This window comes from Burkholderia sp. Nafp2/4-1b, from assembly GCF_003635165.1.
Lineage (GTDB): Bacteria > Pseudomonadota > Gammaproteobacteria > Burkholderiales > Burkholderiaceae > Burkholderia.
Window position 1 is genome coordinate 72,778 of record NZ_ML058605.1, and the last position, 24,271, is coordinate 97,048.

Genomic DNA, 24,271 nt, shown 5'->3' on the forward strand with positions numbered 1-24,271 from the left:
GCCTTTTTATTTTTTCGTGCGGTTTTAGTCGATACCGGACCGTGACTGGCCCGTGGTCGAACCGCTCCCGGGCGCCGTTACGCCCGCCCGCGCGGCGGCGCGTTGACGAGCGCAATTCCGATGAGCACCAGCGCGGCGGCCGACATGAAGCGCCAGCCGACCGATTCGCCGAGCAGCAGCACGCCGAACGCGACGCCGAACAGCGGCGACAGGAACGTGAACACCGACAGCCGCGACGCGCTGTAGCGCGTGAGCAGCCAGAACCACGACAGATAGCTGACGAACGCGACGATCACCGACTGGTACGCGAGGCTCGCGAGCGCGAGCGGCGTGACCCGCGCGAACGACATCTGGCCGAGCAGCGCGGCGAGCGCGACCAGCACGACGGCCGACACCGCGAGCTGGTAGAACAGCGTCTTGCTCGCGCTGGCGCGCGCGAGCGAGGTCGAGCGCACGACGACCGTCGTCGCAGCCCACATCGCGCCGCCGAGGATCCCGAGCGCGTCGCCGGCGAGGCCGGCCAGCACCGACGCGCCGGGCGCGCGCGGCTTCAGGAAGCCGTCCGCGAACGCGAGCGCGATGCCGGCGAACGCGAGCGCGACGCCGGCCCATTGCACGCGCTGCAGCCGTTCGCCCGGCGCGAACAGGTGCAGGCCGAGCGCGGTGAAGCACGGCGCCGTGTACAGGAAGATCGCCATGTGCGACGCGCTCGTCAGCGTCAGCCCGAAGAACACGCAGATGAACTCGCCGGCGAACAGCGCACCGGCCGCGATGCCCGCGCCGAGCGTACCGTCCGCGCGGAACAGCGGCGTGCCGCGCGAGCGCGCCCAGCCCCACAGCAGCAGCGCGGCGATCACCGAGCGCAGTCCGGCCTGGAACATCGGCGGGATCGCCGCGTTGGTGCTCTTGATCGCAACTTGCTGGAAGCCCCAGATCGCGCACAGCAGCAGCATCACGCCGACGGCGCGCGTGTCGAGCGCGCGGCGCACGGCGGTGGCGGCGAGCGCGGTCATCGGCGGACCTCGACGACGTGGACGGAGACGGAGATGGGCAAGGACATGGGCAGCGGCGGGTGAACGGCGTATCCGGCACGCTCGAATCGGCGGTTTCGCACGGCAGGCAGTGTGGGTGAATGGGAAGGTGGTCGCGTTCCGGCGGCGGGCGAGGTGCCCGCTTTTGGTGCGAAGTGGAACGATGTTACCCGATCGGCGATGCGGCGGGGACCGTCGAGCGTGGCAGCCGCCGCCGGCGCACGGGTGCGGGTTGCCACCTTGGCCGCCACTGCCCGGATGCCGGGTAACGGTCGCGGCCGGACGGGGGGCGACGGCGAGATTCACCCGACTCCGGTAGAATTTCCGGTTCCGGAAAGTCCCCACAGGAGTACAAGACATGCGTTTGCTGCATACGATGCTGCGAGTCGGCGATCTCGACCGCTCGATCAAGTTCTACACCGAATTGCTCGGCATGAAGCTGCTGCGTCGCGACGATTATCCGGAAGGCAAGTTCACGCTCGCGTTCGTCGGCTATGAAGCGGAAACCACCGGCACCGTGCTCGAGCTGACCCACAACTGGGATACACCGTCCTACGATCTCGGCAACGGCTTCGGCCACCTGGCGGTGGAAGTCGACGACGCGTACGCGGCCTGCGACAAGATCAAGGCGCAAGGCGGCAAGGTGACGCGCGAAGCGGGCCCGATGAAGCACGGCACGACCGTGATCGCGTTCGTCGAGGATCCGGACGGCTACAAGATCGAGTTCATCCAGAAGAAGGCGCGCTGAGCGCGCGACGACCGGTGCGCGGCGCACGACGGGCGTCGCGGGCACAAAAAACGGGCGATGCGGAGAAATCCGCATCGCCCGTTTTGCATGGTTGGTGCGATTGATCGCGTTACAGTGCCGGCAGCAGCTCGGGCGGATGGTGCTTGAGCGTATGCCGCGCTTCGCGGAATTCCGGGAAGATCGATTCGACGGTCTGCCAGAACGCCGGGCTGTGGTTCATTTCGCGCAGGTGCGACAGCTCGTGCGCGACGACGTAGTCGATGATCGACATCGGGAAATGGATCAGCCGCCAGTTCAGCCGGATCTTGCCGTCGCTCGAGCAACTGCCCCAGCGCGTCGCGGCCGACGACAGCGCGTACATCGAATACGTGACGTCGAGCCGTTCCGCGTAGACCGCGAGACGTTCGCCGAAGATCCGCTTCGCTTCGCCCTGCAGCCAGCCCTGCACGCGATCCTTGATCTGCTGCATGTCGGCCTGCGCGGGCAGCGGCAGCGACAGCCGGAGCGCGTCGGCGTCGAACGCGACGGCACCCGCGCCGAGCGCGATCGTGATCGTCTTGCCGAGATACGGCAGTTGCGCGCCGTCGCGCCAGTCGATTTGCGGCAGCGCGCGCTGCTCGGTGCGGGTCTTCCACTCCGCGAGCTTCGCGAAGATCCAGCGCTGCTTTTCGGCGATTGCCGCCTCGATGTCGGCGAGCGTGACCCAGCGCGGCGCGGTGATCGACAGCCCGCTGCCGTCGATCGTGAAGCCGATCGTGCGGCGTGCCGAGCGCTTGAGCCGATACTCGAGCACGCGGCTGTCGAGTGCGAACGTGCGGATGCGCGAGCGGTCGGGCACGCGGCCCGGATCGAGCGGCGCGGTGGGTACAGCGGGCGCCGCAGCGGCTTCAGGCGGAGCAGGTGGCGTGGGCGACGCGGGCGGTGTGGGCGACCCGGCGGGCGCCGACGCTGCGGGCGATGCCGCGGCCGGCCCGTCGAAGAGCGGCAGATCCATCTGACGATGATCGAGGGCCACGACGGCAGGTCGTGGCCGCGGACGCTTTTTCATTAGTTCGCTTCGTTTCGTCGTACGCAACGGCTGCGGCCAGGGCGATTCAGACGCGCGCGGCATCGCGCGTGCCGGCATTGCCCGGCTGGCGATAGGCATCAGGATCGATGCGGCGCATTTCCGCTTCGATCCATGCTTCGACCTGCGAGTTCAATACGTCGGGCGTTTTGCCTTCGACCGGAATCGGCTTGCCGATCGACACGGTGACGACGCCCGGGAACTTCGTGAACGAATTGCGCGGCCACACACGACCTGCATTGTGCGCGATCGGCACGACCGGCGCGCCGGTTTCGATCGCGAAGCGCGCGCCGCCCGTCTTGTACTTGCCCTGCTTGCCGACCGGCGTGCGCGTGCCTTCCGGGAACATGATCATCCACGCGCCTTCCGACAGCCGCTTCTTGCCCTGGCGGATCACCGACACGAACGCGTTCTTGCCTTCCCTGCGGTTGATGTTGACCATGTGCAGCAGCCCGAGCGCCCAGCCGAAGAACGGCACGTACAGCAGCTCGCGCTTGAACACGTAGCAGAGCGGCTTCGGCATCAGCGCCGGGAACGCGAGCGTCTCCCACGCGGACTGGTGCTTCGACAGCAGCACGGCCGGGCCGTCGGGCAGGTTTTCCATCCCTTCGATCCGGTAGCGGATGCCGTTCAGCCAGCGCACGACCCACAGCGTGGACTTGCACCAGCCGGCCGCCATCCAGTAGCGTGCGTCGGGACGCATGAACGGGAACGCGATGAAGCACGCGGTGGCGTACGGCACCGTGTACACGATGAAGTAGATCAGCAGCAGCAGGGAGCGTACGAAGCGCATCGGCGTGGGTCTGGCTGTTAGGAGGATGCGCGCGGCGGCTGCATCACTCGTGTTCGTGTGAAAGGAAGTCGAGCGCGAACGCGCGCAGGTCGTCGTGGACTTTCGTGCCGTCCGGCAGGTTGCCCGCGGCGAGCGTCTTCTTGCCCTTGCCGGTCAGCACGAGGTGCGGCTGGAAGCCGACCGCGACGGCGGCCTGCAGGTCGCGCAACGCATCGCCGACGACCGGCGTGTGATCGGGATCGATCTCGAAGCGCTCGGCGATCATCTGCATCATGCCGGGTTTCGGCTTGCGGCAGTCGCAGCGATCTTCCGACACGTGCGGGCAGAAGAACACCGCGTCGATGCGCGCACCGACGGCGGCGGCCGCGCGATGCATCTTCATGTGCATCGCGTTGAGCGCGGCCATGTCGAACAGCCCGCGGCCGATGCCGGACTGGTTGGTCGCGACGACCACGCGATAACCTGCGTGGTTCAGTCGGGCGATCGCCTCGAGGCTGCCGGGCAGCGCGATCCACTCGTCGGGCGTCTTGATGAACGCATCCGAATCGACGTTGATCACGCCGTCCCGGTCGAGGACGACGAGCTTGCGGTTGGGGCTGGTCGGCATCGTTCGGCCCTTATGCGGCGAGCTTCGAGATGTCGGCGACGCAGTTCATCTGCTGATGCAGCGCGGCCAGCAACGCGAGGCGGTTCGCGCGCAGCGCGGGATCCTCGGCGTTGACCATCACGTCGTTGAAGAACGTGTCGACCGGCGCGCGCAGCGCGGCGAGCGCCGACAGCGCGCCCGTGTACGCGCGCGCTTCGAGCTGCGACTGCACGTGCGGCGTCACGGCCGCGAGCTGTTCGTGCAGCGCCTTTTCGGCGGCCTCGACGAGCAGCGTCGGCTGCACCGCGCCGTTCGTGCCGCCTTCCGACTTCTTCAGGATGTTCGAAATCCGCTTGTTCGCGGCCGCGAGCGCTTCGGCTTCAGCGAGGCGCGTGAATTCGCGCACCGCGTCGAGGCGTGCGACGAGATCGTCGACGCGCGTCGGGTTCAGGCTCAGCACCGCGTCGACTTCGCCGGCCGAGTAGCCGCGTTCGCGCAAGAGGCCGCGCAGACGATCGATGAAGAACGCGAAGATCGCATCGGTCGACTCGGCGACACCCGGCACGCCTTCGAAGCGCGCGTGCGCCGTGCGCAGCAGCGACACGAGATCGAGCGGCAGCTGCTTCTCGAGCAACAGGCGCAGCACGCCTAGCGCGTGACGGCGCAGCGCGAACGGATCCTTCTCGCCGGTCGGCGCGAGGCCGATGCCCCAGATCCCGACGATCGTCTCGAGCTTGTCGGCCAGCGCGACGGCGGTCGACACCGGCGTGGTCGGCAGCGTGTCGCCCGAGAAGCGCGGCTGGTAGTGCTCGGCGCACGCGAGCGCGACATCGTCGGGCTCGCCGTCGTGGCGCGCGTAGTACGTGCCCATCGTGCCTTGCAGTTCCGGGAACTCGCCGACCATGTCGGTCAGCAGGTCGGCCTTCGCGAGGCGCGCCGCGCGCTTCGCATGCGCGGCGTCGGCGCCGATCGCGGGCGCGATCTCGCCGGCCAGCGCTTCGAGGCGCTCGACGCGTGCCAGCGCCGAACCGAGCTTGTTGTGATAGACGACGTTCGCGAGCAGCGGCACGCGGTCGGCGAGCGGCTTCTTCTTGTCCTGCTCGAAGAAGAATTTCGCGTCGGCGAGGCGCGGGCGCACCACGCGCTCGTTGCCTTCGACGATTTCTTGCGGTGTTTTCGTGTCGATGTTCGACACGATCAGGAAGCGCGAACGCAGCTTGCCGGCGACGTCGGTCAGCGCGAAATACTTCTGGTTCGTCTGCATCGTGAGGATCAGGCATTCCTGCGGAACCTGCAGGAACTCGTCCTCGAAGCGGCACGGATAGACGACCGGCCATTCGACCAGCGACGTCACTTCGTCGAGCAGCGCTTCGGGCATCACGACCGTGTCGCCGTTCGCGTGTTCGTTCAGTTGCGTGCGGATCGTTTCGCGGCGATCGGCGAAGTGCGCGAGCACGCGACCCTTGTCGCGCAGCGTGTCGGCGTATGCGTGCGCATGCTGGATCGCGACGAGGCCGTCGGACAGGAAGCGGTGGCCGAGCGTGGTGTCGCCGGCGTCGATGCCGAACGCGGTGACGGGCACGATGCGATCATCGTGCAGCACGGTCAGGCGATGCACCGGACGCACGAACTTCACGTCGGAGCCGTCCGGGCGCTGGTAGGTCATGACCTTCGGGATCGGCAGCTTCTCCAGCGTTTCGTCGAGCGCGGCCTGCAGCCCGTCGGCGAGCGTCGCGCCGGCCGCCGAGTAGTTGACGAAGAACGCCTCGGCCTTGCCGTCCTGCGCGCGCTCGAGATCGGCGATCGACAGGTTCGGATGGCCGAGCGCCGCGAGCTTCTTCGCGAGCGGGGCGGTCGGCTTGCCTTCGGCGTCGAGCGCGACCGACACGGGCAGGACCTTTTCGCGGACCTGTTTTTCGGGCGCGACGGCGCGCACGTTCTGCACGACGACCGCCAGGCGGCGCGGCGTGGCGTAGCGTTCGAACACGAGTTCGCCTTCGACGAGGTCGCGCGCCGCGAGGCGTTGCGCGAGACCTTCGGCGAATGCGTCGCCGAGGCGCGCGAGGGCCTTCGGCGGCAGCTCTTCGGTCAGCAGTTCGACGAGCAGGGGGGCGGGATGATTGTGCGTCATGTGTGGAATAAATCTCGTCTCGTCAGTCCTGATCGATCTTGCGTTCGACCTTGAGCGGCGGTGCCCATGCCGGCTGGGCGGCGTCCTGGGCATCGGTGGTGAGGCCCGGCACGCCCGGCGGGTTGCCGAGCATCGGGAAGCCGAGCTTCTCGCGCGAGTCGTAGTAAGCCTGCGCGACGAGACGCGACAGCGCGCGGATGCGGCCGATGTACGCCGCGCGCTCGGTCACCGAGATCGCGCCGCGCGCGTCGAGCAGGTTGAACGTGTGACCCGCCTTCAGCACGAGTTCGTACGCGGGCAGCGCGAGCTGCGCGTCGATCATCTTCTTCGCTTCCGCTTCGTAGCTGTTGAAGAACGTGAACAGCAGGTCGACGTTCGCGTGCTCGAAGTTGTAGGTCGACTGCTCGACCTCGTTCTGGTGGTAGACGTCGCCGTACGACAGGCGGCGCAGCTCGGGGCCGTTCGGGCCCTGCTCTTCCCATTCCGTCCACACGAGGTCGTACACGTTCTCGACCTTCTGCAGGTACATCGCGAGGCGCTCGAGGCCGTAGGTGATCTCGCCGAGCACGGGCTTGCAGTCGAGGCCGCCGACCTGCTGGAAATACGTGAACTGCGTGACTTCCATCCCGTTCAGCCACACTTCCCAGCCAAGGCCCCATGCGCCGAGCGTCGGGTTCTCCCAGTCGTCCTCGACGAAGCGCACGTCGTTCTGCTGCAGGTCGAAGCCGAGCGCTTCGAGCGAGCCGAGGTACAGGTCGAGGATGTTGTCCGGGGCCGGCTTGAGCACGACCTGGTACTGGTAGTAGTGCTGCAGGCGGTTCGGGTTCTCGCCGTAGCGGCCGTCCTTCGGGCGGCGCGACGGCTGCACGTAGGCGGCGCGCCACGGCTCGGGGCCGACCGCACGCAGGAACGTGTGGACGTGCGACGTGCCCGCGCCGACTTCCATGTCGATGGGCTGGAGCAGAGCGCAACCCTGCTTGTCCCAGTAGGACTGCAGCGTCAGGATGATTTGCTGAAACGTAAGCATGAAGAGCCTTCGTGGCGCTGGCGCTCCGTTGCGGGCGGCGCTCCGGGCGGGGCCCGGAGGGTCGGCTCGCGCGGCGGCGCGGCTTGTTAGTGTGCTGAAACGTGCAATTTTACCGGATCGGCGACCGGATGCGGCCGGAACGCGGACGAAGGCGCCGTCGGCGGTGTTTCGGCAGCGTGCAAGTGCCGCGTGCGCAGCCTGCGCGCGGGGTGCCGACGCGCACCGTGCGCGCATGTCCGGCGTCGCGATGCGCGCGGCGCGACGCGTGCCGCACCGCGTTGCGCGGGCGTTAAGATGCGCGTATCGCGGTGCGCGCGACGGCTGTCGCGCGACCGATTGCCTACTCCGGACCGCATGGACGATTCGAACGACCTCCTCATTCCGCTGATGCCGCCGCTGCTCGCGCTGCTCGGGCAGGCCGCCGACGCACGCGCGCGCGGCGAGCACGACGCGCACGCGCTGTGGCTTGCCGCCGCCGGTCACCTGCACGCCGTCGACATGGCCGCGCTCGCGCAGCTCACCGCGGCGCTCGTCGCGCGGCAGCGCACGGCCGACGCGCTCGCGCTGGCCGAATGCGCGGCGCGCGTTCATCCGGGCGCCGATGCCCGCTTCAATCACGGTTACGCGCTGCAGATGCTCGGCCGTCACGCGGATGCCGTCGCGCCGTATCGCGCCGCCTATGCGCTCGATCCAGGCTGGCCGTCGCTGCGCAACAACCTCGCCATCGCGCTGCGGCTGTCGGGCGGCGATCGCAGCGAGGAAATCGCGCTGCTCGACGCGGCCTCGGAGGCCGATCCGCACGACGTGCAGGCGTGGATCAACCTGGTCGTCGCGCGCCTCGCGACGCACGACCTCGACGGCGGGCTCGCGTGCGCGGCGCGGCTCGCGCAGATCGCGCCCGATAACGCGCTCGCGCTGAACAACATCGCGATGGCGATGAAGGAGGCGCAACGCTGGGACGACGCCGAACGCTACGCGGCGCGCGCATGCGCGCTGGCGCCCGGCGACGCGTCGTTCCGTTTCAACCTCGCGATCATCCAGCTCGTGCGCGGCAACTACGCGGACGGCTGGCGCGGCCACGAAGCGCGCTGGGACGGCGCCGGCGAGCTGCGCGGCCGCCGCCCCGCGCTGCCGGGCCCGCGCTGGCAGGGCGAGCCGCTCGCGGGCAAGACGCTGCTCGTATGGGGCGAGCAGGGCCTCGGCGACGTGCTGCAGTTCGCGCGCTTCGTCGCGCCGCTCGCCGAGCGTGTGCGCCGCGAGGGCGGCCGGCTCGTTTGGAACACGTTTCCGCAGGTGGGCGCGCTGATGCAGCGCAGCCTCGGCGCGCACGTGGATGCATTCAGCGCGGGCGGCGGCGTCGACGAACTGCCTGCGTTCGACTACGAGGTGCCGTTGATCGGCCTGCCGCTGATGCTCGGGATGGAGACGTCGACGCTGGGCGCGTCGGTGCCGTACCTGCATGCCGACCGCCAGGCGCGCGACGCGTGGCGCACGCGGCTCGCGGGCGATGGGCGGCTGAAGGTCGGGCTCGTGTGGACGGGCAGTGCGGGGCACCAGCGCAATCCGTTCCGGCGCGTCGGGCTTGAGCGCTACGCCGAAGCGTTTCGCGGCATCGACGGCGTCGCGTTTCATTCGCTGCAGCCGGGCGCGGACGCGGATGTCGCCGCGGCGCGCGCCGCCGGTTTCGCGATCGAGGACTACACGACGGAACTGAAGAGTTTCGACGATACGGCCGCCTTCATCGGCGCGCTGGATCTCGTGATCACCGTGTGCACGTCGGTCGCGCACCTGTCGGCCGCGCTCGGGGCGCGCACCTGGGTGCTGCTCGACGTGAATCCGCACTGGCCGTGGCTGCTCGAACGCACCGACAGCCCGTGGTATCCGACCGCGACGCTGTACCGGCAGCCGACGTTCGGCGCATGGGCGCCGGTGATGGAAGCAGTCGGGCGGGATCTGCGCGGCCTGGTGACGCAGGCGCAGCGGTCGGCCTGAGTGGTGCGACGTTGATGCGTGCATGCCGGGTTGTCGGCGTCACGGCGTCACGGCGTCCCGGTGTCCCGGCGAATCCGGCGAATCCGGCGAATCCAGCGAATCCAGCGAATCCAGCGAGTCCAGCGAGTTCCCCAGACGACGCATCGCGCGATGAACGTCGGCACGCGGAGCAGGCTGCCCCACCGGAAGCGATAGCCGCCGCGCCGCGCGCCACGGCCGCCCGCTGCGTCAGGCGTTCCGGTCGTCGCCGGCCTGCGCGCCGTTGCGGCGGCGGCGCAGGCCCGGCCCGAACGTGAAGCCGAACGCGAGCAGCACCAGCGACCCTGCGAGCACGACATTGTTGCCGCTCGTCACGTACGGCGTGAAGCCGCTCGTGCCTTCGATCCGCACGTCGAGCGAGCCGATCGTGAACGGCTTCAGCTGGCCGATCACGCGGCCGCGCGCGTCGATCGCGGCGGTCATCCCGGTGTTGGTCGAACGCAGCATAGGCCGGCCCGTTTCGAGCGCGCGCATCCGCGCGATCTGCAGATGCTGGTCGAGCGCGATCGTGTCGCCGAACCACGCGAGGTTCGTCACGTTGACGAGCACGCCGGGCGGCTGCGGATTGTCGCGAATCGTCGCGGCGATTTCCTCGCCGAACAAGTCCTCGTAGCAGATATCGGCCATTACCGGCTGGTTGTGCACGAGGAACGGCTTCTGCACCGGCGCGCCGCGCGCGAAGTCGCCGAGCGGCATCTTCATCAGGTTGACGAACCACCGGAAGCCCCACGGGATGAATTCGCCGAAGGGCACGAGATGGTGCTTGTCGTAGTGGTAGATGTCGCGCGAATGCGGCGTGACGCCGTACAGGCTGTTGGTGTAGTCGACGTAATGGCCGTCCGGCGTCACCGACGCGCCCACCGCGCCGAACAGCACGGCCGAGCCCGTCGTGTCGCTGAACTTGCGGATCGCGACGGCGAACGGCTCGGGCAGCTCCTGGATCATCACCGCGATGGCTGTTTCCGGCGTGACGATCAGGTCGGCCGGCTTCTCGACGATCATCTGCGTGTACATCTTGATCGCGGCGTCGATGCCTTCCTGCTCGAACTTGATGTCCTGCTTCACGTTGCCCTGCAGCAGCCGCACCGTGAGCGGCGCATTCGCGGGGACGGTCCAGGTGGCCTGCGACAGCCCGACGCCGGCCGCGACGAGCGCGACGGCGATCACGGCCGGCGCGGCGATGCGCAGGCGAGCGTTGCCGCCGGTGCCGCCGGTGCCGCGTTCATCGGCAGGCGCCCGCCGCGCGGCGACGAGCGCCTGCACGACCAGCGCGGCGAACAGCGCGAGCACCCAGCCAATCCCGTACACGCCGACGACCGGCGCGAAGCCCGCGAACGGGCCGTCGACCTGCGGATAGCCGCTCGCGAGCCACGGAAAGCCGGTAAACACGGTGCCGCGCAGCCATTCGCCGAGCGCCCACGCGCTCGCGAACGCGAATGCGCCGTGCCACGTGGGCGAGAACGGCCGCGGGTCGGGTTCGCGGCGATGCCACGCATGGCCCGCGCAGAACGACCACAGCCCGGCCGAGAACGCCGGGTACAGCGACAGGTACAGCGCGAACAGGACCAGCGCGCCGCCCGCGAGCGGCGCGGCCATCTCGCCGTACACGTGCATGCTGATGTAGAGCCACCAGATGCCGCTGATGAAGTTGCCGAAGCCGAACGCGCCGCCGGTGAGCGCGGCGCCGCGCCAGCTCGACGTGCGCGTCAGCTGCGCGAAAAACCAGACGAATACGGCGAGCTGGAGCCAGCCGCCGTGCGGGGTCGGTGCGAAGCTGAGCGTATTGGCCGCGCCGGCCAGCAGCGCGGCCGGATAGTGCCAGCGCGGCAGCGCGCGGCCGGGCGCCGGCGCGAGAAGACCGCCAGCCGGGCGGGATAGGATCGGATCGTCCATGTGAAGCGAAAGGGGCGAGCGGTTGAAGGAGACGCAGCCGGCGCGAGACGGTCAGTCTTCGTGCGAGGTTTCGGCGCGGCGGCTCGCGAGCGGGTTGCGGCGCACCAGCAGCACGTGGACTTGGCGCGCGTCGCCGCGCTGGATTTCGAACACCAGGTTGCCGAGCTGCAGCTTCTCGCCGCGGTGCGGCACGCGCCCGAAGTGATGGGTGATCAGGCCGCCGATCGTGTCGACCTCGTCGTCGGGGAAGTCGGTGCCGAACGTCTCGTTGAACTGTTCGATCTCGGTGAGCGCGCGCACGCGGTAGCGGCCGTCCGGCCCCGAGATGATGTTGCCGGCTTCCTCGTCGAAGTCGTATTCGTCCTCGATGTCGCCGACGATCTGCTCGAGCACGTCCTCGATCGTGATCAGGCCCGCGACGCCGCCGTATTCGTCGACGACGATCGCGAGGTGGTTGCGGTTCACGCGGAAGTCGTGCAGCAGCACGTTCAGGCGCTTCGATTCCGGAATGAACACGGCCGGGCGCAGCATCCCGCGCACGTCGAATTCCTCTTCCGCATAGAAGCGCAGCAGGTCTTTCGCGAGCAGCACGCCGATCACGTTGTCGCGGTTTTCCTCGTACACGGGGTAGCGCGAGTGCGCCTTCTCGAGGACGAACGGGATGAAGTCTTCAGGCTTTTCGGCGATGTTGATCGCGTCCATCTGCGCACGCGGCACCATGATGTCGCGGGCGCACAGGTCGGACACCTGGAACACGCCTTCGATCATCGACAGCGAATCGGCGTCGATCAGATTGCGTTCGTGTGCGTCCTGCAGGATTTCCAGCAGCTCGGACCGGGATTCCGGCTCGGGCGAGATGAAGTCGGTCAGGCGCTCGAGCAGCGAGCGCTTTTCTTGCGGTTTGTCGGTGAGCTTACGACTGGGATACGAATCGTTCATGGTGGTGCGCCCGGGTCATGCCGGAGCGCGCGGTCACGGAGTAGGCAAGGATACACCAAGGGCATGGCGCGGCCGTGTCAGCCCGGCCGTCCGGCCGACGCAGGCGGCGCGCACGAGCCCCGCTCGGGAACGGCCGCGCCGGGCGCGGTGCCGTCCTTCTTGTCCATCCTATCTCAGAAAGGGGCGGCGGGGCAGCGGTGCCAAAAAAGCGCGGTTGGAGCGGCGACCGGCCGGTCAGTCGGCGCCAGCGGCATTTCGCCGCGTGGCGGGCGAATCCGGCGGACGTCGGCAACCCGGAACGTCAGAAACGCATGCCGGCGGAACAGCCGCCGCCGGCCGCGCCGTTGGTTGCGGCGCCGCCGCAGCCGAAGATGCCGCATCCGGACAGCGCGACGCTCGCGGCGACGAGCAACGCGGCCAGCGCGCGGCGCGATCGGTGTGACGGTTTCATGGTCGGAGATCCTCGTTCGACCGCGCGGGCGCCGCGGCGGGGGCGGACCAAGCAGGCCGAAGCGGGCGTCACCGGCATCGCGCGAGCAGCCCTTCCAGCGCGCGATCGGGAATGCCGCTCGCGCGCAGCGCGTCGACGGTGCGACTCACGTAGTCGAGCGTCGTGCCATAACGGCCGGCCGCGCACCTGAACACTTCCTTCACGACGGGGTCGGTCAGCTTGCCGGTGTAAGTAGGCACGTCGCGGCGCATCACGAATGCCAGCGCCTTCACGCGTTCGCCGGTTTCGAGCGTGCACGGCAGCCACGCGGGCCGGTACGAGCCCATCGGCATCTCGCGCTTCCACAGCGTCTCGAGATGCGGCTGCGCGGTCGGGCCCGCGAGCCGGAATGCGATGCCCGAGCACGAGCCGCCGCGATCGAGCGCGAGCACGAGACCCGGACGTTCGGGCGTGCCGCGGTTCACGCGCGACCACAGGTAGAGTCCGCGGTGGTAGCCGTGCACCTTGCCGCGCACGGCGGCGACGGTCGGCAGCCCGGGGTTCCAGATCAGCGAGCCATAGCCGAACAGCCACAGGTCATGCTGGCCGTCCCATTCGCGCATCGTGTGCGCGAGCGATGCCGCGAGCTCGTCTTCCGTCAGCAGCCGGCCGTCGCCGATCGACGGAGGGTAGGCGGGCGGCAGCATCGCGGGGTGGTGCATGGTACGGAAGTGCTTACTGGTACGGGTTCGGGAAGCCCAGCTTCGCGAGGATGTCGACTTCGAGCGCTTCCATTTCGGCTGCGTCCTCGTCGCTGGTTTCGTGATCGTAGCCCTGCGCGTGCAGCGCGCCGTGCACCAGCAGGTGCGCGTAATGGGCGGCGAGCGGCTTGCCCTGTTCGTGCGCTTCCTTCTCGACGACCGGGCAGCACAGCACGAGGTCGCCGATCACGGTGCCGTCGGGCGCCGGATCGTACGCGAAGGTTAGCACGTTGGTCGGGTAGTCCTTGTGACGGTAGCCGTCGTTCAGCGTGCGGCCTTCTTCTTCGCCGACGAAGCGCACCGTGAGCTGCGCGCTCGCGAACAGCGCCGGCTCGAGCCATTCGGCGATCAGCTTGCGCTTCGGGAGCGTCTTGCGGATCTCGCCGGTGATTTCGTCGCCGTACTGCACGGACAGGTCGAGCTCCAGTTCGCGCACTTCTTCCGCCAGTTCCGCGATCTCCTCGTCGCGCGGCGCGGGTTCGGCGCCCACGTGCAGCGTCACGCTGTCGTAGTGCTCCGGCTGCAGCGCGAGCTTCGCGCGCATCGCCGGATCGTTGTGCTGCGCGACGATCGCGACGGCCGCCTCGCCCGAGGTGCCCGACAGGTCGAACATCAGGCTGCGGCCGTCCGGGAAGTCGATTCGCAGCCCTTGCGCGTCGACGGCCCGGGCCTTGCCCTTCGCATCGAACAGTGAAAGACGGGGGGAATCGGGCGCGGCGGACTGGTCGCGACCGGACTTGCGAGAACGGGAAGATTTCATGACAGGTGCGGCGATTGGAACGCATCGAGGATACACCAAACGGCCGATCGTTCCCGAATTCGGACCGGCCCGCGCGCCGGCGCAAAAAAGCCCGGCGCGCCGTCGGGCGGGCCGGGCCGTCGGTCGGTGCGGTGCGTGGAGCGCCGCCGCCGGCCATGCATGGCGATGCGTTCAGGCGTCCTTGTGCTGCGCGTGGAAGTCGTCGTACGCCTCGACGATGCGCGCGACCAGCGGGTGCCGCACGACGTCCGCGCTCGTGAAGCGCGTGAGCGCGATCCCGCGCACGCCGCCGAGCACCTGCTGCGCCTCGACGAGGCCGCTCTTGTGCCCGCGCGGCAGGTCGACCTGGCTTGTATCACCGGTGACGACCGCCTTCGAGCCGAAGCCGATCCGCGTGAGGAACATCTTCATCTGCTCGGGCGTGGTGTTCTGCGCCTCGTCGAGGATGATGAACGCGTGGTTCAGCGTGCGGCCGCGCATGTACGCGAGCGGTGCGATCTCGATCATCTGGCGCTCGAACATCTTCGCGGTCTTGTCGAAGCCGAGCAGGTCGTACAGCGCGTCGTACAGCGGCCGCAGGTACGGGTCGACCTTTTGCGCGAGATCGCCCGGCAGGAAGCCGAGCCGCTCGCCGGCCTCGACGGCCGGGCGCGTCAGCACGATCCGCTTGACCTGGTCGCGCTCGAGCGCATCGACCGCGCACGCGACCGCGAGGTAGGTCTTGCCGGTGCCGGCCGGCCCGATGCCGAACGTCACGTCGTGCTGCAGGATCTGCTTCAGGTATTCGCGCTGCGCGGGCGTGCGGCCGCGCAGGTCGGCGCGCCGCGTGTAGAGCTTGGGCGCCGGTTCCTCGTCGGGATTTTCGTCGTCGGTCTGCACGGCCGGTTCGTCGAACGGATGGTCGGGGTCGCCGCGGAACCGCACGTCGATCGCGTCCTGGCGGCCGTTGCCCGACGTGTGGCGCACTTCGACCAGCGCGAGCTGGATATCGTCGACCGACAGCGGATCGCGTGCACGGTTGTAGAAGTTCTCGAGCGCCGCGAGTGCGAGCTTCGCGCCGCGCCCGCGGATCGTGATCCGGTGGCCGCGCCGCGCGAGCGTGACGTCGAGCGCCTGTTCGATCTGCCGCAGGTTCTCGTCGAGCGGGCCGCAGAGGTTGGCGAGGCGCGCGTTGTCGTCGCGCGGCGCGGTGAATTCCAGTGCTTGGACGGTCTTCAAAGTAGCGTCGGGCTCCTGTGGAACGTCAGTCGGTCAGTGGGTGGCCGCGCTCGCGTCGTCGCTCACGAGCAGCAGCTCGCCGCGCAGCGAGTGCGGGTACGCATGGTTGATCTTCACGTCGATCATCTGGCCGATCAGGCGCGGGTGCGACGCGAGCGGCGCCGGGAAATTCACGACCCGGTTGTTCTCGGTGCGGCCCGACAGTTCGTTCGGGTCCTTGCGCGACGGGCCCTCGACGAGAATCCGCTCGACCTTCCCGACCATCGACTGGCTGATGCGCGCGACGTTTTCCTCGATGGTCGCCTGCAGATGTTGCAGGCGTTTGAGCTTCACTTCGCGCGGCGTGTCGTCGTGCAGGTTCGCGGCCGGCGTGCCGGGGCGCGGGCTGTAGATGAACGAGAAGCTGGTGTCGTAGCTCATCTCGTGCACGAGCGCCATCATCTTGTCGAAATCGTCCTCGGTCTCGCCGGGGAAGCCCACGATCATGTCGGTCGACAGCGACAGGTCCGGGCGGATCGCGCGCAGCTTGCGGATCACCGACTTGTATTCGAGCACCGTGTAGCCGCGCTTCATCGCCATCAGGACACGGTCGGAGCCGTGCTGGACCGGCAGGTGCAGGTGGCTCACGAGCTTCGGCACCTTCGCGTAGGTGTCGATCAGGCGCTGCGTGAATTCCTTCGGATGCGACGTCGTGTAGCGGATCCGCTCGATGCCGGGGATGTCGGCGACGTATTCGATCAGCGTCGCGAAATCGGCGATTTCCGCCGAACCGGCGGTCAGCGCGCCGCGGTAGGCGTTCACGTTCTGGCCGAGCAGCGTGACTTCGCGCACGCCCTGGTCGGCGAGGCCGGCCACCTCGGTCAGCACGTCGTCGAGCGGACGCGACACTTCATCGCCGCGCGTGTACGGCACGACGCAGTAGCTGCAGTACTTCGAGCAGCCTTCCATGATCGACACGAACGCGCTCGGCCCCTCGACGCGCGCGGGCGGCAGGTGGTCGAACTTCTCGATCTCGGGGAACGTGATGTCGACCTGCGCACGGCCGCTTTCGCGGCGCGCGTCGATCATCTGCGGCAGGCGGTGCAGCGTCTGCGGGCCGAACACGAGGTCGACGTACGGCGCGCGCGACACGATCGACGCGCCTTCCTGGCTCGCGACGCAGCCGCCGACGCCGATCAGCAGGCCCGGCTTCGCTTCCTTCAGCTCGCGCACGCGGCCGAGGTCGGAGAACACCTTTTCCTGCGCCTTCTCGCGCACCGAGCAGGTGTTGAACAGGATGATGTCCGCGTCTTCCGGGGTATCGGTCTTTTCGAGGCCTTCGGCGGCATTGAGCACGTCCACCATCTTGTCCGAGTCGTACTCGTTCATCTGGCAGCCGAAGGTCTTTACGTAAACTTTCTTGGTCATGGGGATTCGCCGTTCGCAGTGGTTGACCTGGGGGCGTCGTCAAGGGTGAATCGGGACGGCTGCCGGTGCAGCGGCTCAAACTCGCGCGTTGGGTGTGCCGGCTGATGCCTGCCGGTGCCGCATGGCGGAGCGGGGCGCGCAGCGCGCATCGAACCCATCGCGTGAGCTGAAGTGAAAAGCCGTCGGGAAAGCCTTTCATTATAGCTTTTCGCGCTGCCTCGGACGGATGGCGGGTTGCACGTCCGCCACGTCTTGCACGGGATTCCGACCCCGAAATGATGATGCGGCAGCCGGTAGCGCACGCATTTAGCAGCGCGCCGGCGCCATAGCGGCAGGAAAAGGTTCGCGAGGAACGCATTCCTCCGTGATGCTGATAACGGTGTGAAGATAACTTCGTTTGCCGGGTCAGGACCGGGTGATAGCGTTTCAATACGCGCCGTTCATGGCGCAACCCGATTCCGATTCCGGCTTACCCCATTCGCAGGGCCGCGCGGCGGCCCGGAGGCCATGCTATGTCTTCACCCCTTGCGCTGGTGCGCGACGTGTCTTCCTTCGAGTCCGGCAATACCGGCGACGCGCGGACGTCCGCGTCGCTCGACGTCCTCGAGCAGGTCGTCGGCGTGAACCTCGCGCGCCTGCGCGCCGAGCGGCAACTGTCGCTCGATGCGCTCGCGCGGCTGTCCGGCGTATCGCGCGCGATGCTCGCGCAGATCGAATCCGCGCGCAGCGTGCCGTCGATCAAGGTGCTCTGCAAGATCGCCGCGGCGCTGAAGGTGTCGGTTGCCGCATTCCTGCGCCGCCACGCGGTGAACGGCTTCGAGCATCTGGCGGCCGAGCGCGCGGCGCGCGTCGTCAGCTCGAACGGCCGTTTCTCCGCGCGTGCGCTGTATCCCGAAGGCGAGCCGGCCGCGGCCGAATTCCACGAACTGCGGATCGCGCCGCTGCACACGGAGCCCGGCACGCGCCGCGCGCCCGGCACGACGGTCAACCTGGTCGTCAGCGAGGGCACGCTCGAGCTCAGCGTGCACGATCGCCGCCAACTGCTCGCGACGGGCGACGCGATCGTGTTCGACGCCGACCAGCCGTACAGCCTGCGCAACCCGGGCGACAGCGAAGCGCGCGCGTTCCGCGTGACGGTGAGCCCCGAGGTGCCGCCGCGCTGGTTCGTGCCCGACGCCGCACACGCGGCCGGCTGAGCGCGCAGGCGCGCCGGGTGCCGGGCCGGCGCCGGTTCCATGCGCAACCGGCGCGCCAGCCCGGTGTCGGCCGTTCGGACGATGCCATTAGACGGGGTCGTCAGTAAGGTTTTAGGTGCGGTTTCGCTGCGTCGTGCGCGCAGCTGATGTATGCTTGGCCCGCCGATCCCGGGGCAGATCCCCGGCCGGCAATCAGTGCGTCTTCAGGGCGGGGTGCAATTCCCCACCGGCGGTAGGCTGGCGAAAGCCGGCGAGCCCGCGAGCGCCCGCGCATCCGCGCGGGGTCAGCAGATCTGGTCGAATGCCAGAGCCGACGGTCATAGTCCGGATGAGAGAAGATGTGCAGATAGTCATGTCCGTCAGGGCCGTTTCGCGATGCGTGCGAAGCGGGTTGTCGTTCTGTCTGTTTGCAATGCCCTGGAACGTTTTTCGCCCAAATCGAAATTGCGAGGAGCGTTTCACATGTCCTTCAAGTCCGTTTCGTCGGCACCCGCCGACGCCTTTGCCGATCTCCCGTTGCTCGATTCCGAACCGGTGCCGCCGCGCATCGCCGCCGCGCTCGACGCGTTGCGCGCGGGCCGTGCAGTCGTGTTGCAGGATGACCATGACCGTGAAAACGAGGCCGACCTGATCGTCGCCGCCGAGCGCATCACGCCCGAGACGATGGCGCTCCTGATCCGCGAGTGCAGCGGCATCGTGTGCCTGTGCCTGACCGACGACAAGGTGCGCGCGCTCGAGCTGCCGCCGATGGTGCAAGCCAACGAGAGCCGCAACGGCACCGCGTTCACCGTGTCGATCGAAGCGCGCGAAGGCGTGCATACCGGCGTGTCCGCGGCCGATCGCGTGACGACGATCCGCGCGGCGATCGCCGACGACGCGAAGCCGTACGACATCGTGCGCCCCGGCCACGTGTTTCCGCTGCGCGCGCAGCCGGGCGGCGTGCTCGCGCGCCGCGGTCACACCGAAGGGACCGTCGATCTGTCGATTCTCGCGGGTTTGAAGCCGGCCGGCGTGCTGTGCGAGCTGATGAACCCGGACGGCACGATGACGCGCGGCGACGACGTCGAGCGCTTCGCGCAGCAGCACGGGCTGCCGATGCTGACGATCGCGGAACTCGTCGAATTCCGCGAGGCGCTGGCGGCCGCGCGCGAACGCTGCTGCGAACCGGCCTGACGGCTGGTGTAGCGGGCGCGCCGAAGCGCCCGCGATACGGCGTGCGCATCGCGTCGCACGCCGGTTGCTGCGCTTCGGCGCGTCTGTCCGTCAGGACTGCACGTCGCCGAATTCGCCGCGCAGGCCGGCCGCGACGAGCGCCGGCAATTCATCCATCTTGCGCATGATCCGCGTGATGCCCATCGCGCGCAGCGCGTCCGCGTAGTTGTCGGGGATGTGGCTCGCGCCGACGAACGCGATCGTCTTCATCCCGGCGGCGCGCGCCGCGTTCAGGCCCGATACGCTGTCTTCGATGACGATGCAGCGCTCCGGCGCGACGCCGAGCGTGTTGGCCGCATGCAGATACACGTCGGGGTAGGGCTTCGGCCGCGCGACCTGCTCGGAGCTGAACACGCGCTCGCCGAAGATTTCGGTGAGCGCGGCGCGCTTCAGCGAGCTGCGCACGCGCGCGAGCCGGCTGTTCGACACCACCGCGGCCGGCAGGCTGACCTTCAGCAACGCATCGCGCACGCCGGTGATCGGCGCGAGCGATTGTGCGAGACCGGTCTCGATGTTGTGCTCGACGGTCTCGATGAAGTTCTCGGGCATTCGGATCCCGAAGTGTGCTTCGAGGCCGGCGAGAAAGCGCGACGTCTGCTGGCCGAATGCGGATTTCGCGGCGTCTTCGAAATCGAGGTGGGGGAAGGTCGCGGACAGCGTGTCGAACAGCACGCGGTCGGCAATGACTTCGCTGTCGACGAGTACGCCGTCGCAGTCGCAGATAAGGTGATCGAGCATGGTGATGAAAAAGCGGGGCGTCGGCGGCGCCGATCGTCCCGCCATGATACGTGCTTTCGCGGCCGCGCCGGGCGGGGTTCGGCGCGCTGCTTCTCCGCCGGCGGGCTGATCGGGCGTATCGGAGCGGGGCCGGGCAGCGCCGCGGGCGATCGGTAGCGGTGTCCCGTGCCGGTGCCGCGGCGGTTCAGTGCGAAGCGGGAGGGAGAACGGCGCGGAAGGAGGGCGGAAGGTTCGGATGCGCGCGGCAACCGCTGCCGCGCGCTGAGGCCTGACCCCAGGCCTGAACGAGCCCGCGATCAGGCCATCGCGTGCAGGCGCAGATATAGGCCGGCCGCCGCGGCGCCGCCGAGCAGCGGGCCGATCACCGGCACCCACGCGTAGCGCCAGTCGCTGTCGCGCTTGCCGGGGATCGGCAGCAGTGCATGCATCAGGCGCGGCGACAGGTCGCGCGCCGGGCTCATCGCATAGCCGGTCGGGCCGCCGAGCGAGATGCCGATGCCGAGCACCAGCAGGCCGACCGGCAGCGCGTCGAGCGCACCGAGGCCGACTTGCGGCGATGCGAGGTACAGCACGCCGAGGATCAGCACGAAGGTGCAGATTGCTTCGGTCAGCACGTTGTGCGTGGTGCTGCGGATCGCGGGCGCCGTGCAGAACACCGCGAGCTTCAGGTCCGCATCGACTTCCTTCGCGAAGTGCTGGCGATACGCGAGCCACACGAGCAACGCGCCTGCCATTCCGCCGAGCATCTGCGCGACGATGTAGCCGCCGACCTTCGACCACGCGAACTTGCCCGCGAGCGCGAGGCTGATCGTGACGATCGGGTTCAGGTGTGCGCCGCTGAACGATGCGGTCACGTAGACGGCGACGAACACGGCCATCGCCCAGCCCATCACGATCACGATCAGGTCCGCGCCTTTGCCCTTGGTTTTCGCAAGCAGCACGTTGGCGACCGCGCCGTTGCCGAGCAGCACGAGGATCGCCGTGCCGATGAATTCCGCAATATAAGGTGACATGTTTGTCTCTCGTAGGTCACGGCGGACTCGCGCGCTGCGCGGTCCGCCGGTGTTGTTGTATTTCGTTCGGGTTGCTTGTAGTTGCTGCCGCGGTGCTTACTGCGCGTCGTCGGCCCACGCCTTCGCGGCGCGCACCGCGCGCTGCCAGCCGGCCATGCAGCGCTCGACCTGCTCCTTCGGCATCGACGGCGAGAAGCGGCGATCGAGCTGCCACTGGCTGCGCACTTCGTCGAGGTTCTTCCAGTAGCCGATCGCGAGGCCCGCGAGGTAGGCCGCGCCGAGCGCGGTCGTCTCGGTGATCTGCGGACGCACCGCGTCGACGCCGAGCAGGTCGGCCTGGAACTGCATCAACAGGTTGTTCGCGCTCGCGCCGCCGTCGACGCGCAGCTCGCCGATGCTGATGCCCGAGTCGGCTTCCATCGCGGCCAGCACGTCGAGCGACTGATACGCGATCGCATCGAGCGCCGCGCGCGCGAGGTGCGCGGACGTCGTGCCGCGCGTGACGCCGAACACCGAACCGCGTGCGCGGGCATTCCAGTGCGGCGCGCCGAGGCCCGCGAACGCCGGCACGAGATAGACGCCGTCGGTGTGCGGCACGCTCGCGGCGAGTGCTTCGATTTCCGAGGCCGTCTTGATGATGCCGACGCCGTCGCGCAGCCACTGCACGACCGCGCCCGCGATGAAGATGCTGCCTTCGAGCGCGTACTGCACGTCGTCGCCGATCTGCCATGCGATCGTCGTGACGAGGTTGTTCTTCGACTCGATCGGCTTGTCGCCGGTGTTCATCATCAGGAAGCAGCCGGTGCCGTAGGTGTTCTTCACCATGCCCGACGTCGTGCACATCTGGCCGAACAGCGCCGCGTGCTGGTCGCCGGCGATGCCCGCGAGCGGGATCTTCGACGCGAACACCGTGGTCTTCGTGTGGCCGTAGATTTCCGACGACGCCTTCACTTCGGGCAGCATGCTGCGCGGGATGTCGAGCAGTTCGAGCAGCTCGCTGTCCCACTCGCGCGTATGGATGTTGAACAGCATCGTGCGCGACGCGTTCGTCACGTCGGTCACGTGCAGCTCGTGCTTCGTGAAGTTCCACACGAGCCAGCTGTCGACGGTGCCGAACGCGAGCTTGCCTTGACGCGCCTTGTCGCGCGCGCCGGGCACGTTGTCGAGGATCCAGCGGATCTTGGTCGCGGAGAAGTACGAGTCGATCGGCAGGCCGGTCTTCGCACGCACCTTCGCTTCGAGGCCCTGCTTCTTCAGCAAATCGCAGAAGTCGGCGGTGCGGCGGTCCTGCCACACGATCGCGTTGTAGACGGGCTGCCCCGTCTCGCGATCCCAGACGATCGTCGTCTCGCGCTGGTTGGTGATACCGATCGCGGCGATCGACGTGCCGTTCAGGCCGGTGCGCGTGACCGCCTCGGCGGCGACGCCCGCTTGCGTCGACCAGATTTCCTGCGGGTCGTGCTCGACCCAGCCGGGTTGCGGGTAGATCTGTTCGAATTCCTTCTGGGCGATCGATACGATGTTGCCCTGGCGATCGAACAGCATTGCGCGGGAGCTCGTCGTGCCCTGGTCAAGCGCGAGGATGTACTGATCCTGCATGTCTCTCATCTCCATCCGTGGATTGGCGTAGTTGTGATGCGCGCCGCATGCCGCGCGGCGCGTCCGTGAATCAACGTCAGTCAGACAACAGCAACTGCAAACGGATTACGCGTGCGGTGCATGCGCGGCGGCGAACCATGCGTCGACCGCGGCCGTTACCGCGTCCAGCGTGCCTGGCGTGACGTGCAGGCCGAGCTTCGAGCGGCGCCACAGCACGTCCTGCGCGCAGGTCGCCCATTCGACGTCGCGCAGGTAGCGCAGTTCGGCGTCGTGGATGCCCGGTGCGATTTCGGCGCCGAGGTCGGCGAGCGACTTCGCGCCGTCGACCACGCGTTCCGCCCGCGTGCCGTACGCACGCGCATAGCGACGGGCGAGCGCGGCGGGCAGCCACGGGTAGCGCTTTGCGAACGCCGCGGCGAACACGTCGAACTTCGCGTTCGCGATGTCGCCGCCCGGCAGCGGCACGCCGGCCGTCCAGGTGCGCGCGTCGCGCCCGAGCGCGCGGCACAGCAGGTCGCCGGCTTCTTCGGCGAGCTTGCGGAAGGTCGTGATCTTGCCGCCGAACACCGACAGCAGCGGCGCGCCGGCGCCGTCGTCCATCTCGAGGCGGTAGTCGCGCGTGACGGCCGATGCGTTCGCCGCGTTTTCATCCTCGAGCAGCGGGCGCACGCCCGAATAGGTCCAGTGCACGTCGGCCGGCGAGATCTTGCGCTTGAAGTAGCGGTTGATCGAATCGCACAGGTACTGCGTCTCGTCGCGATCGATCGCGACCTTCGCGGGATCGTTCGTGTATTCGACGTCGGTCGTGCCGATCAGCGTGAAGTCGTGCTCGTACGGAATCGCGAAGATGATCCGCTTGTCCGGGTTCTGGAAGATGTACGCGTGATCGTGCTCGAACAGGCGCCGCGTGATGATGTGGCTGCCCTTCACGAGCCGCACGCTGTGCTGCGCGCCGCGGCCGAGCGCGCCGTGCAGCACGTCGCCCACCCACGGGCCGGCCGCGTTCGCGACCGCGCGTGCACGGACGACGCGGATCGAGCCGTCCGCGTGCTGCAGCCGGGCTTCCCATTCGTCGCCGTGGCGTTCGGCCGACACGAGCTTCGTACGCGTGAGGATTTCCGCGCCGCGCTCCTTCGCATCGAGCGCGTTCAGCACGACGAGGCGTGCGTCGTCGACCCAGCCGTCCGAATACACGAAGCCGCGCTTGATCGAGTCGATCAGCGGCTTGCCGGCCGCATGGCGGCGCATGTCGATGCCGCGCGAGCCGGGCAGCAGTTCGCGTTTCGCGAGGTGATCGTAGAGGAACAGGCCGATGCGGATCAGCCACGCCGGTCGCAGGTTCGGCATGTGCGGCATCACGAAGCGCAGCGGCCACATGATGTGCGGCGCCGCGCGCAGCAGCGTCTCGCGCTCCTGCAGCGCTTTGCGGACGAGGCCGAATTCGTTGTATTCGAGGTAGCGCAGGCCGCCGTGAATCAGCTTCGTGCTGGACGACGACGTATGCGACGCGAGGTCGTCCTGCTCGCAGAGCAGCACCGACAGGCCGCGGCCGGCCGCATCGCGCGCGATGCCCGCGCCGTTGATGCCGCCGCCGACGACGAGCAGATCGTAGCGATTCGGTTGGGTCACCCTGCTGTCCTTATCGTCTGATGGAAATAGGTGAACATGAAATGTTCGAATTCGAAATTTAAC

Annotated in this window: 21 protein-coding genes and 1 riboswitch; of the genes, 4 read left to right on the plus strand and 17 right to left on the minus strand. The window is 68.3% G+C overall.

The window, feature by feature from the left end:
- Nucleotides 1-77 precede the first annotated feature (77 nt).
- Nucleotides 78-1,013, minus strand: coding sequence for a DMT family transporter (locus C7H84_RS14370; protein WP_121859409.1), 936 nt, complete (start codon nt 1,011-1,013; stop codon nt 78-80).
- A 376-nt stretch (nt 1,014-1,389) separates the two neighbouring features.
- Between C7H84_RS14370 and gloA the strand changes: the two genes are divergently transcribed.
- The gene (gene gloA, locus C7H84_RS14375) at nt 1,390-1,779 is read left to right on the plus strand and encodes a lactoylglutathione lyase (protein WP_121859410.1); all 390 of its coding nucleotides are present in this window, start codon (nt 1,390-1,392) and stop codon (nt 1,777-1,779) included.
- 109 nt (nt 1,780-1,888) lie between these two features.
- Here gloA and C7H84_RS14380 read toward each other — a convergent pair whose 3' ends face one another.
- Genes C7H84_RS14380 through glyQ form a run of 5 tightly spaced genes read right to left on the minus strand, consistent with a single transcriptional unit; the run spans nt 1,889 to nt 7,382 of the window.
- Nucleotides 1,889-2,827: a SprT family zinc-dependent metalloprotease gene (locus tag C7H84_RS14380; protein ID WP_121859411.1), complete on the minus strand. Its 939-nt coding sequence runs from the start codon at nt 2,825-2,827 to the stop codon at nt 1,889-1,891.
- Between the two features lie 46 nt (nt 2,828-2,873).
- A complete protein-coding gene (locus C7H84_RS14385; RefSeq protein ID WP_121859412.1) occupies nt 2,874-3,638 on the minus strand; it encodes a lysophospholipid acyltransferase family protein in 765 nt (254 codons plus the stop codon).
- Nucleotides 3,639-3,681: 43 nt separating this feature from the next.
- Nucleotides 3,682-4,245 carry a D-glycero-beta-D-manno-heptose 1,7-bisphosphate 7-phosphatase gene (gene gmhB / locus C7H84_RS14390; RefSeq protein ID WP_121859413.1) on the minus strand — a complete coding sequence of 188 codons (564 nt, stop codon included), beginning with the start codon at nt 4,243-4,245 and terminating at the stop codon, nt 3,682-3,684.
- 10 nt (nt 4,246-4,255) lie between these two features.
- Nucleotides 4,256-6,355 (minus strand): glycine--tRNA ligase subunit beta, encoded by a 2,100-nt coding sequence (gene glyS, locus C7H84_RS14395; protein WP_121859414.1) that lies wholly within the window; start codon nt 6,353-6,355, stop codon nt 4,256-4,258.
- A gap of 22 nt (nt 6,356-6,377) precedes the next feature.
- Complete coding sequence (gene glyQ / locus C7H84_RS14400; protein ID WP_121859415.1) at nt 6,378-7,382, minus strand: glycine--tRNA ligase subunit alpha; 1,005 nt, start codon at nt 7,380-7,382, stop codon at nt 6,378-6,380.
- 354 nt (nt 7,383-7,736) lie between these two features.
- On the opposite strand from glyQ, the gene C7H84_RS14405 reads away from it, so the two are divergent.
- Nucleotides 7,737-9,374 carry a tetratricopeptide repeat protein gene (locus C7H84_RS14405; protein WP_121859416.1) on the plus strand — a complete coding sequence of 546 codons (1,638 nt, stop codon included), beginning with the start codon at nt 7,737-7,739 and terminating at the stop codon, nt 9,372-9,374.
- A 228-nt stretch (nt 9,375-9,602) separates the two neighbouring features.
- Here C7H84_RS14405 and lnt read toward each other — a convergent pair whose 3' ends face one another.
- The 7 genes from lnt to miaB form a co-directional block, all read right to left on the minus strand.
- Nucleotides 9,603-11,306, minus strand: a complete 1,704-nt coding sequence (gene lnt, locus C7H84_RS14410) for an apolipoprotein N-acyltransferase (RefSeq protein ID WP_121859417.1) — start codon at nt 11,304-11,306, stop codon at nt 9,603-9,605.
- A 51-nt stretch (nt 11,307-11,357) separates the two neighbouring features.
- Nucleotides 11,358-12,245: a transporter associated domain-containing protein gene (locus C7H84_RS14415; RefSeq protein ID WP_121859418.1), complete on the minus strand. Its 888-nt coding sequence runs from the start codon at nt 12,243-12,245 to the stop codon at nt 11,358-11,360.
- A 301-nt stretch (nt 12,246-12,546) separates the two neighbouring features.
- Complete coding sequence (locus C7H84_RS36350; RefSeq protein WP_162999280.1) at nt 12,547-12,696, minus strand: hypothetical protein; 150 nt, start codon at nt 12,694-12,696, stop codon at nt 12,547-12,549.
- Nucleotides 12,697-12,764: 68 nt separating this feature from the next.
- Nucleotides 12,765-13,397: a gamma-glutamylcyclotransferase gene (locus C7H84_RS14420; protein ID WP_121859419.1), complete on the minus strand. Its 633-nt coding sequence runs from the start codon at nt 13,395-13,397 to the stop codon at nt 12,765-12,767.
- A 13-nt stretch (nt 13,398-13,410) separates the two neighbouring features.
- Nucleotides 13,411-14,196, minus strand: a complete 786-nt coding sequence (gene ybeY / locus C7H84_RS14425) for an rRNA maturation RNase YbeY (RefSeq protein ID WP_121859420.1) — start codon at nt 14,194-14,196, stop codon at nt 13,411-13,413.
- Between the two features lie 171 nt (nt 14,197-14,367).
- Complete coding sequence (locus C7H84_RS14430) at nt 14,368-15,414, minus strand: PhoH family protein (RefSeq protein ID WP_121859421.1); 1,047 nt, start codon at nt 15,412-15,414, stop codon at nt 14,368-14,370.
- A 33-nt stretch (nt 15,415-15,447) separates the two neighbouring features.
- Nucleotides 15,448-16,821: a tRNA (N6-isopentenyl adenosine(37)-C2)-methylthiotransferase MiaB gene (miaB, locus tag C7H84_RS14435; protein WP_121859422.1), complete on the minus strand. Its 1,374-nt coding sequence runs from the start codon at nt 16,819-16,821 to the stop codon at nt 15,448-15,450.
- A 512-nt stretch (nt 16,822-17,333) separates the two neighbouring features.
- Here miaB and C7H84_RS14440 point away from each other — a divergent pair.
- Nucleotides 17,334-18,017 carry an XRE family transcriptional regulator gene (locus C7H84_RS14440; RefSeq protein ID WP_121859423.1) on the plus strand — a complete coding sequence of 228 codons (684 nt, stop codon included), beginning with the start codon at nt 17,334-17,336 and terminating at the stop codon, nt 18,015-18,017.
- 195 nt (nt 18,018-18,212) lie between these two features.
- Nucleotides 18,213-18,361, plus strand: a riboswitch (FMN riboswitch).
- A gap of 118 nt (nt 18,362-18,479) precedes the next feature.
- On the plus strand, nt 18,480-19,190 hold the full coding sequence (gene ribB / locus C7H84_RS14445; protein WP_121859424.1) for a 3,4-dihydroxy-2-butanone-4-phosphate synthase: 711 nt from the start codon (nt 18,480-18,482) through the stop codon (nt 19,188-19,190).
- Between the two features lie 90 nt (nt 19,191-19,280).
- Here ribB and C7H84_RS14450 read toward each other — a convergent pair whose 3' ends face one another.
- The 4 genes from C7H84_RS14450 to glpD all read right to left on the minus strand — a co-directional run bounded on the left by C7H84_RS14450 (nt 19,281) and on the right by glpD (nt 24,208).
- A complete protein-coding gene (locus C7H84_RS14450) occupies nt 19,281-19,967 on the minus strand; it encodes an HAD family hydrolase (RefSeq protein ID WP_121859425.1) in 687 nt (228 codons plus the stop codon).
- Nucleotides 19,968-20,263: 296 nt separating this feature from the next.
- The gene (locus tag C7H84_RS14455) at nt 20,264-20,980 is read right to left on the minus strand and encodes an MIP/aquaporin family protein (protein ID WP_040141841.1); all 717 of its coding nucleotides are present in this window, start codon (nt 20,978-20,980) and stop codon (nt 20,264-20,266) included.
- 96 nt (nt 20,981-21,076) lie between these two features.
- Nucleotides 21,077-22,579, minus strand: a complete 1,503-nt coding sequence (gene glpK / locus C7H84_RS14460) for a glycerol kinase GlpK (protein WP_121859426.1) — start codon at nt 22,577-22,579, stop codon at nt 21,077-21,079.
- A 105-nt stretch (nt 22,580-22,684) separates the two neighbouring features.
- On the minus strand, nt 22,685-24,208 hold the full coding sequence (gene glpD / locus C7H84_RS14465; protein ID WP_121859427.1) for a glycerol-3-phosphate dehydrogenase: 1,524 nt from the start codon (nt 24,206-24,208) through the stop codon (nt 22,685-22,687).
- Nucleotides 24,209-24,271 lie beyond the last annotated feature (63 nt).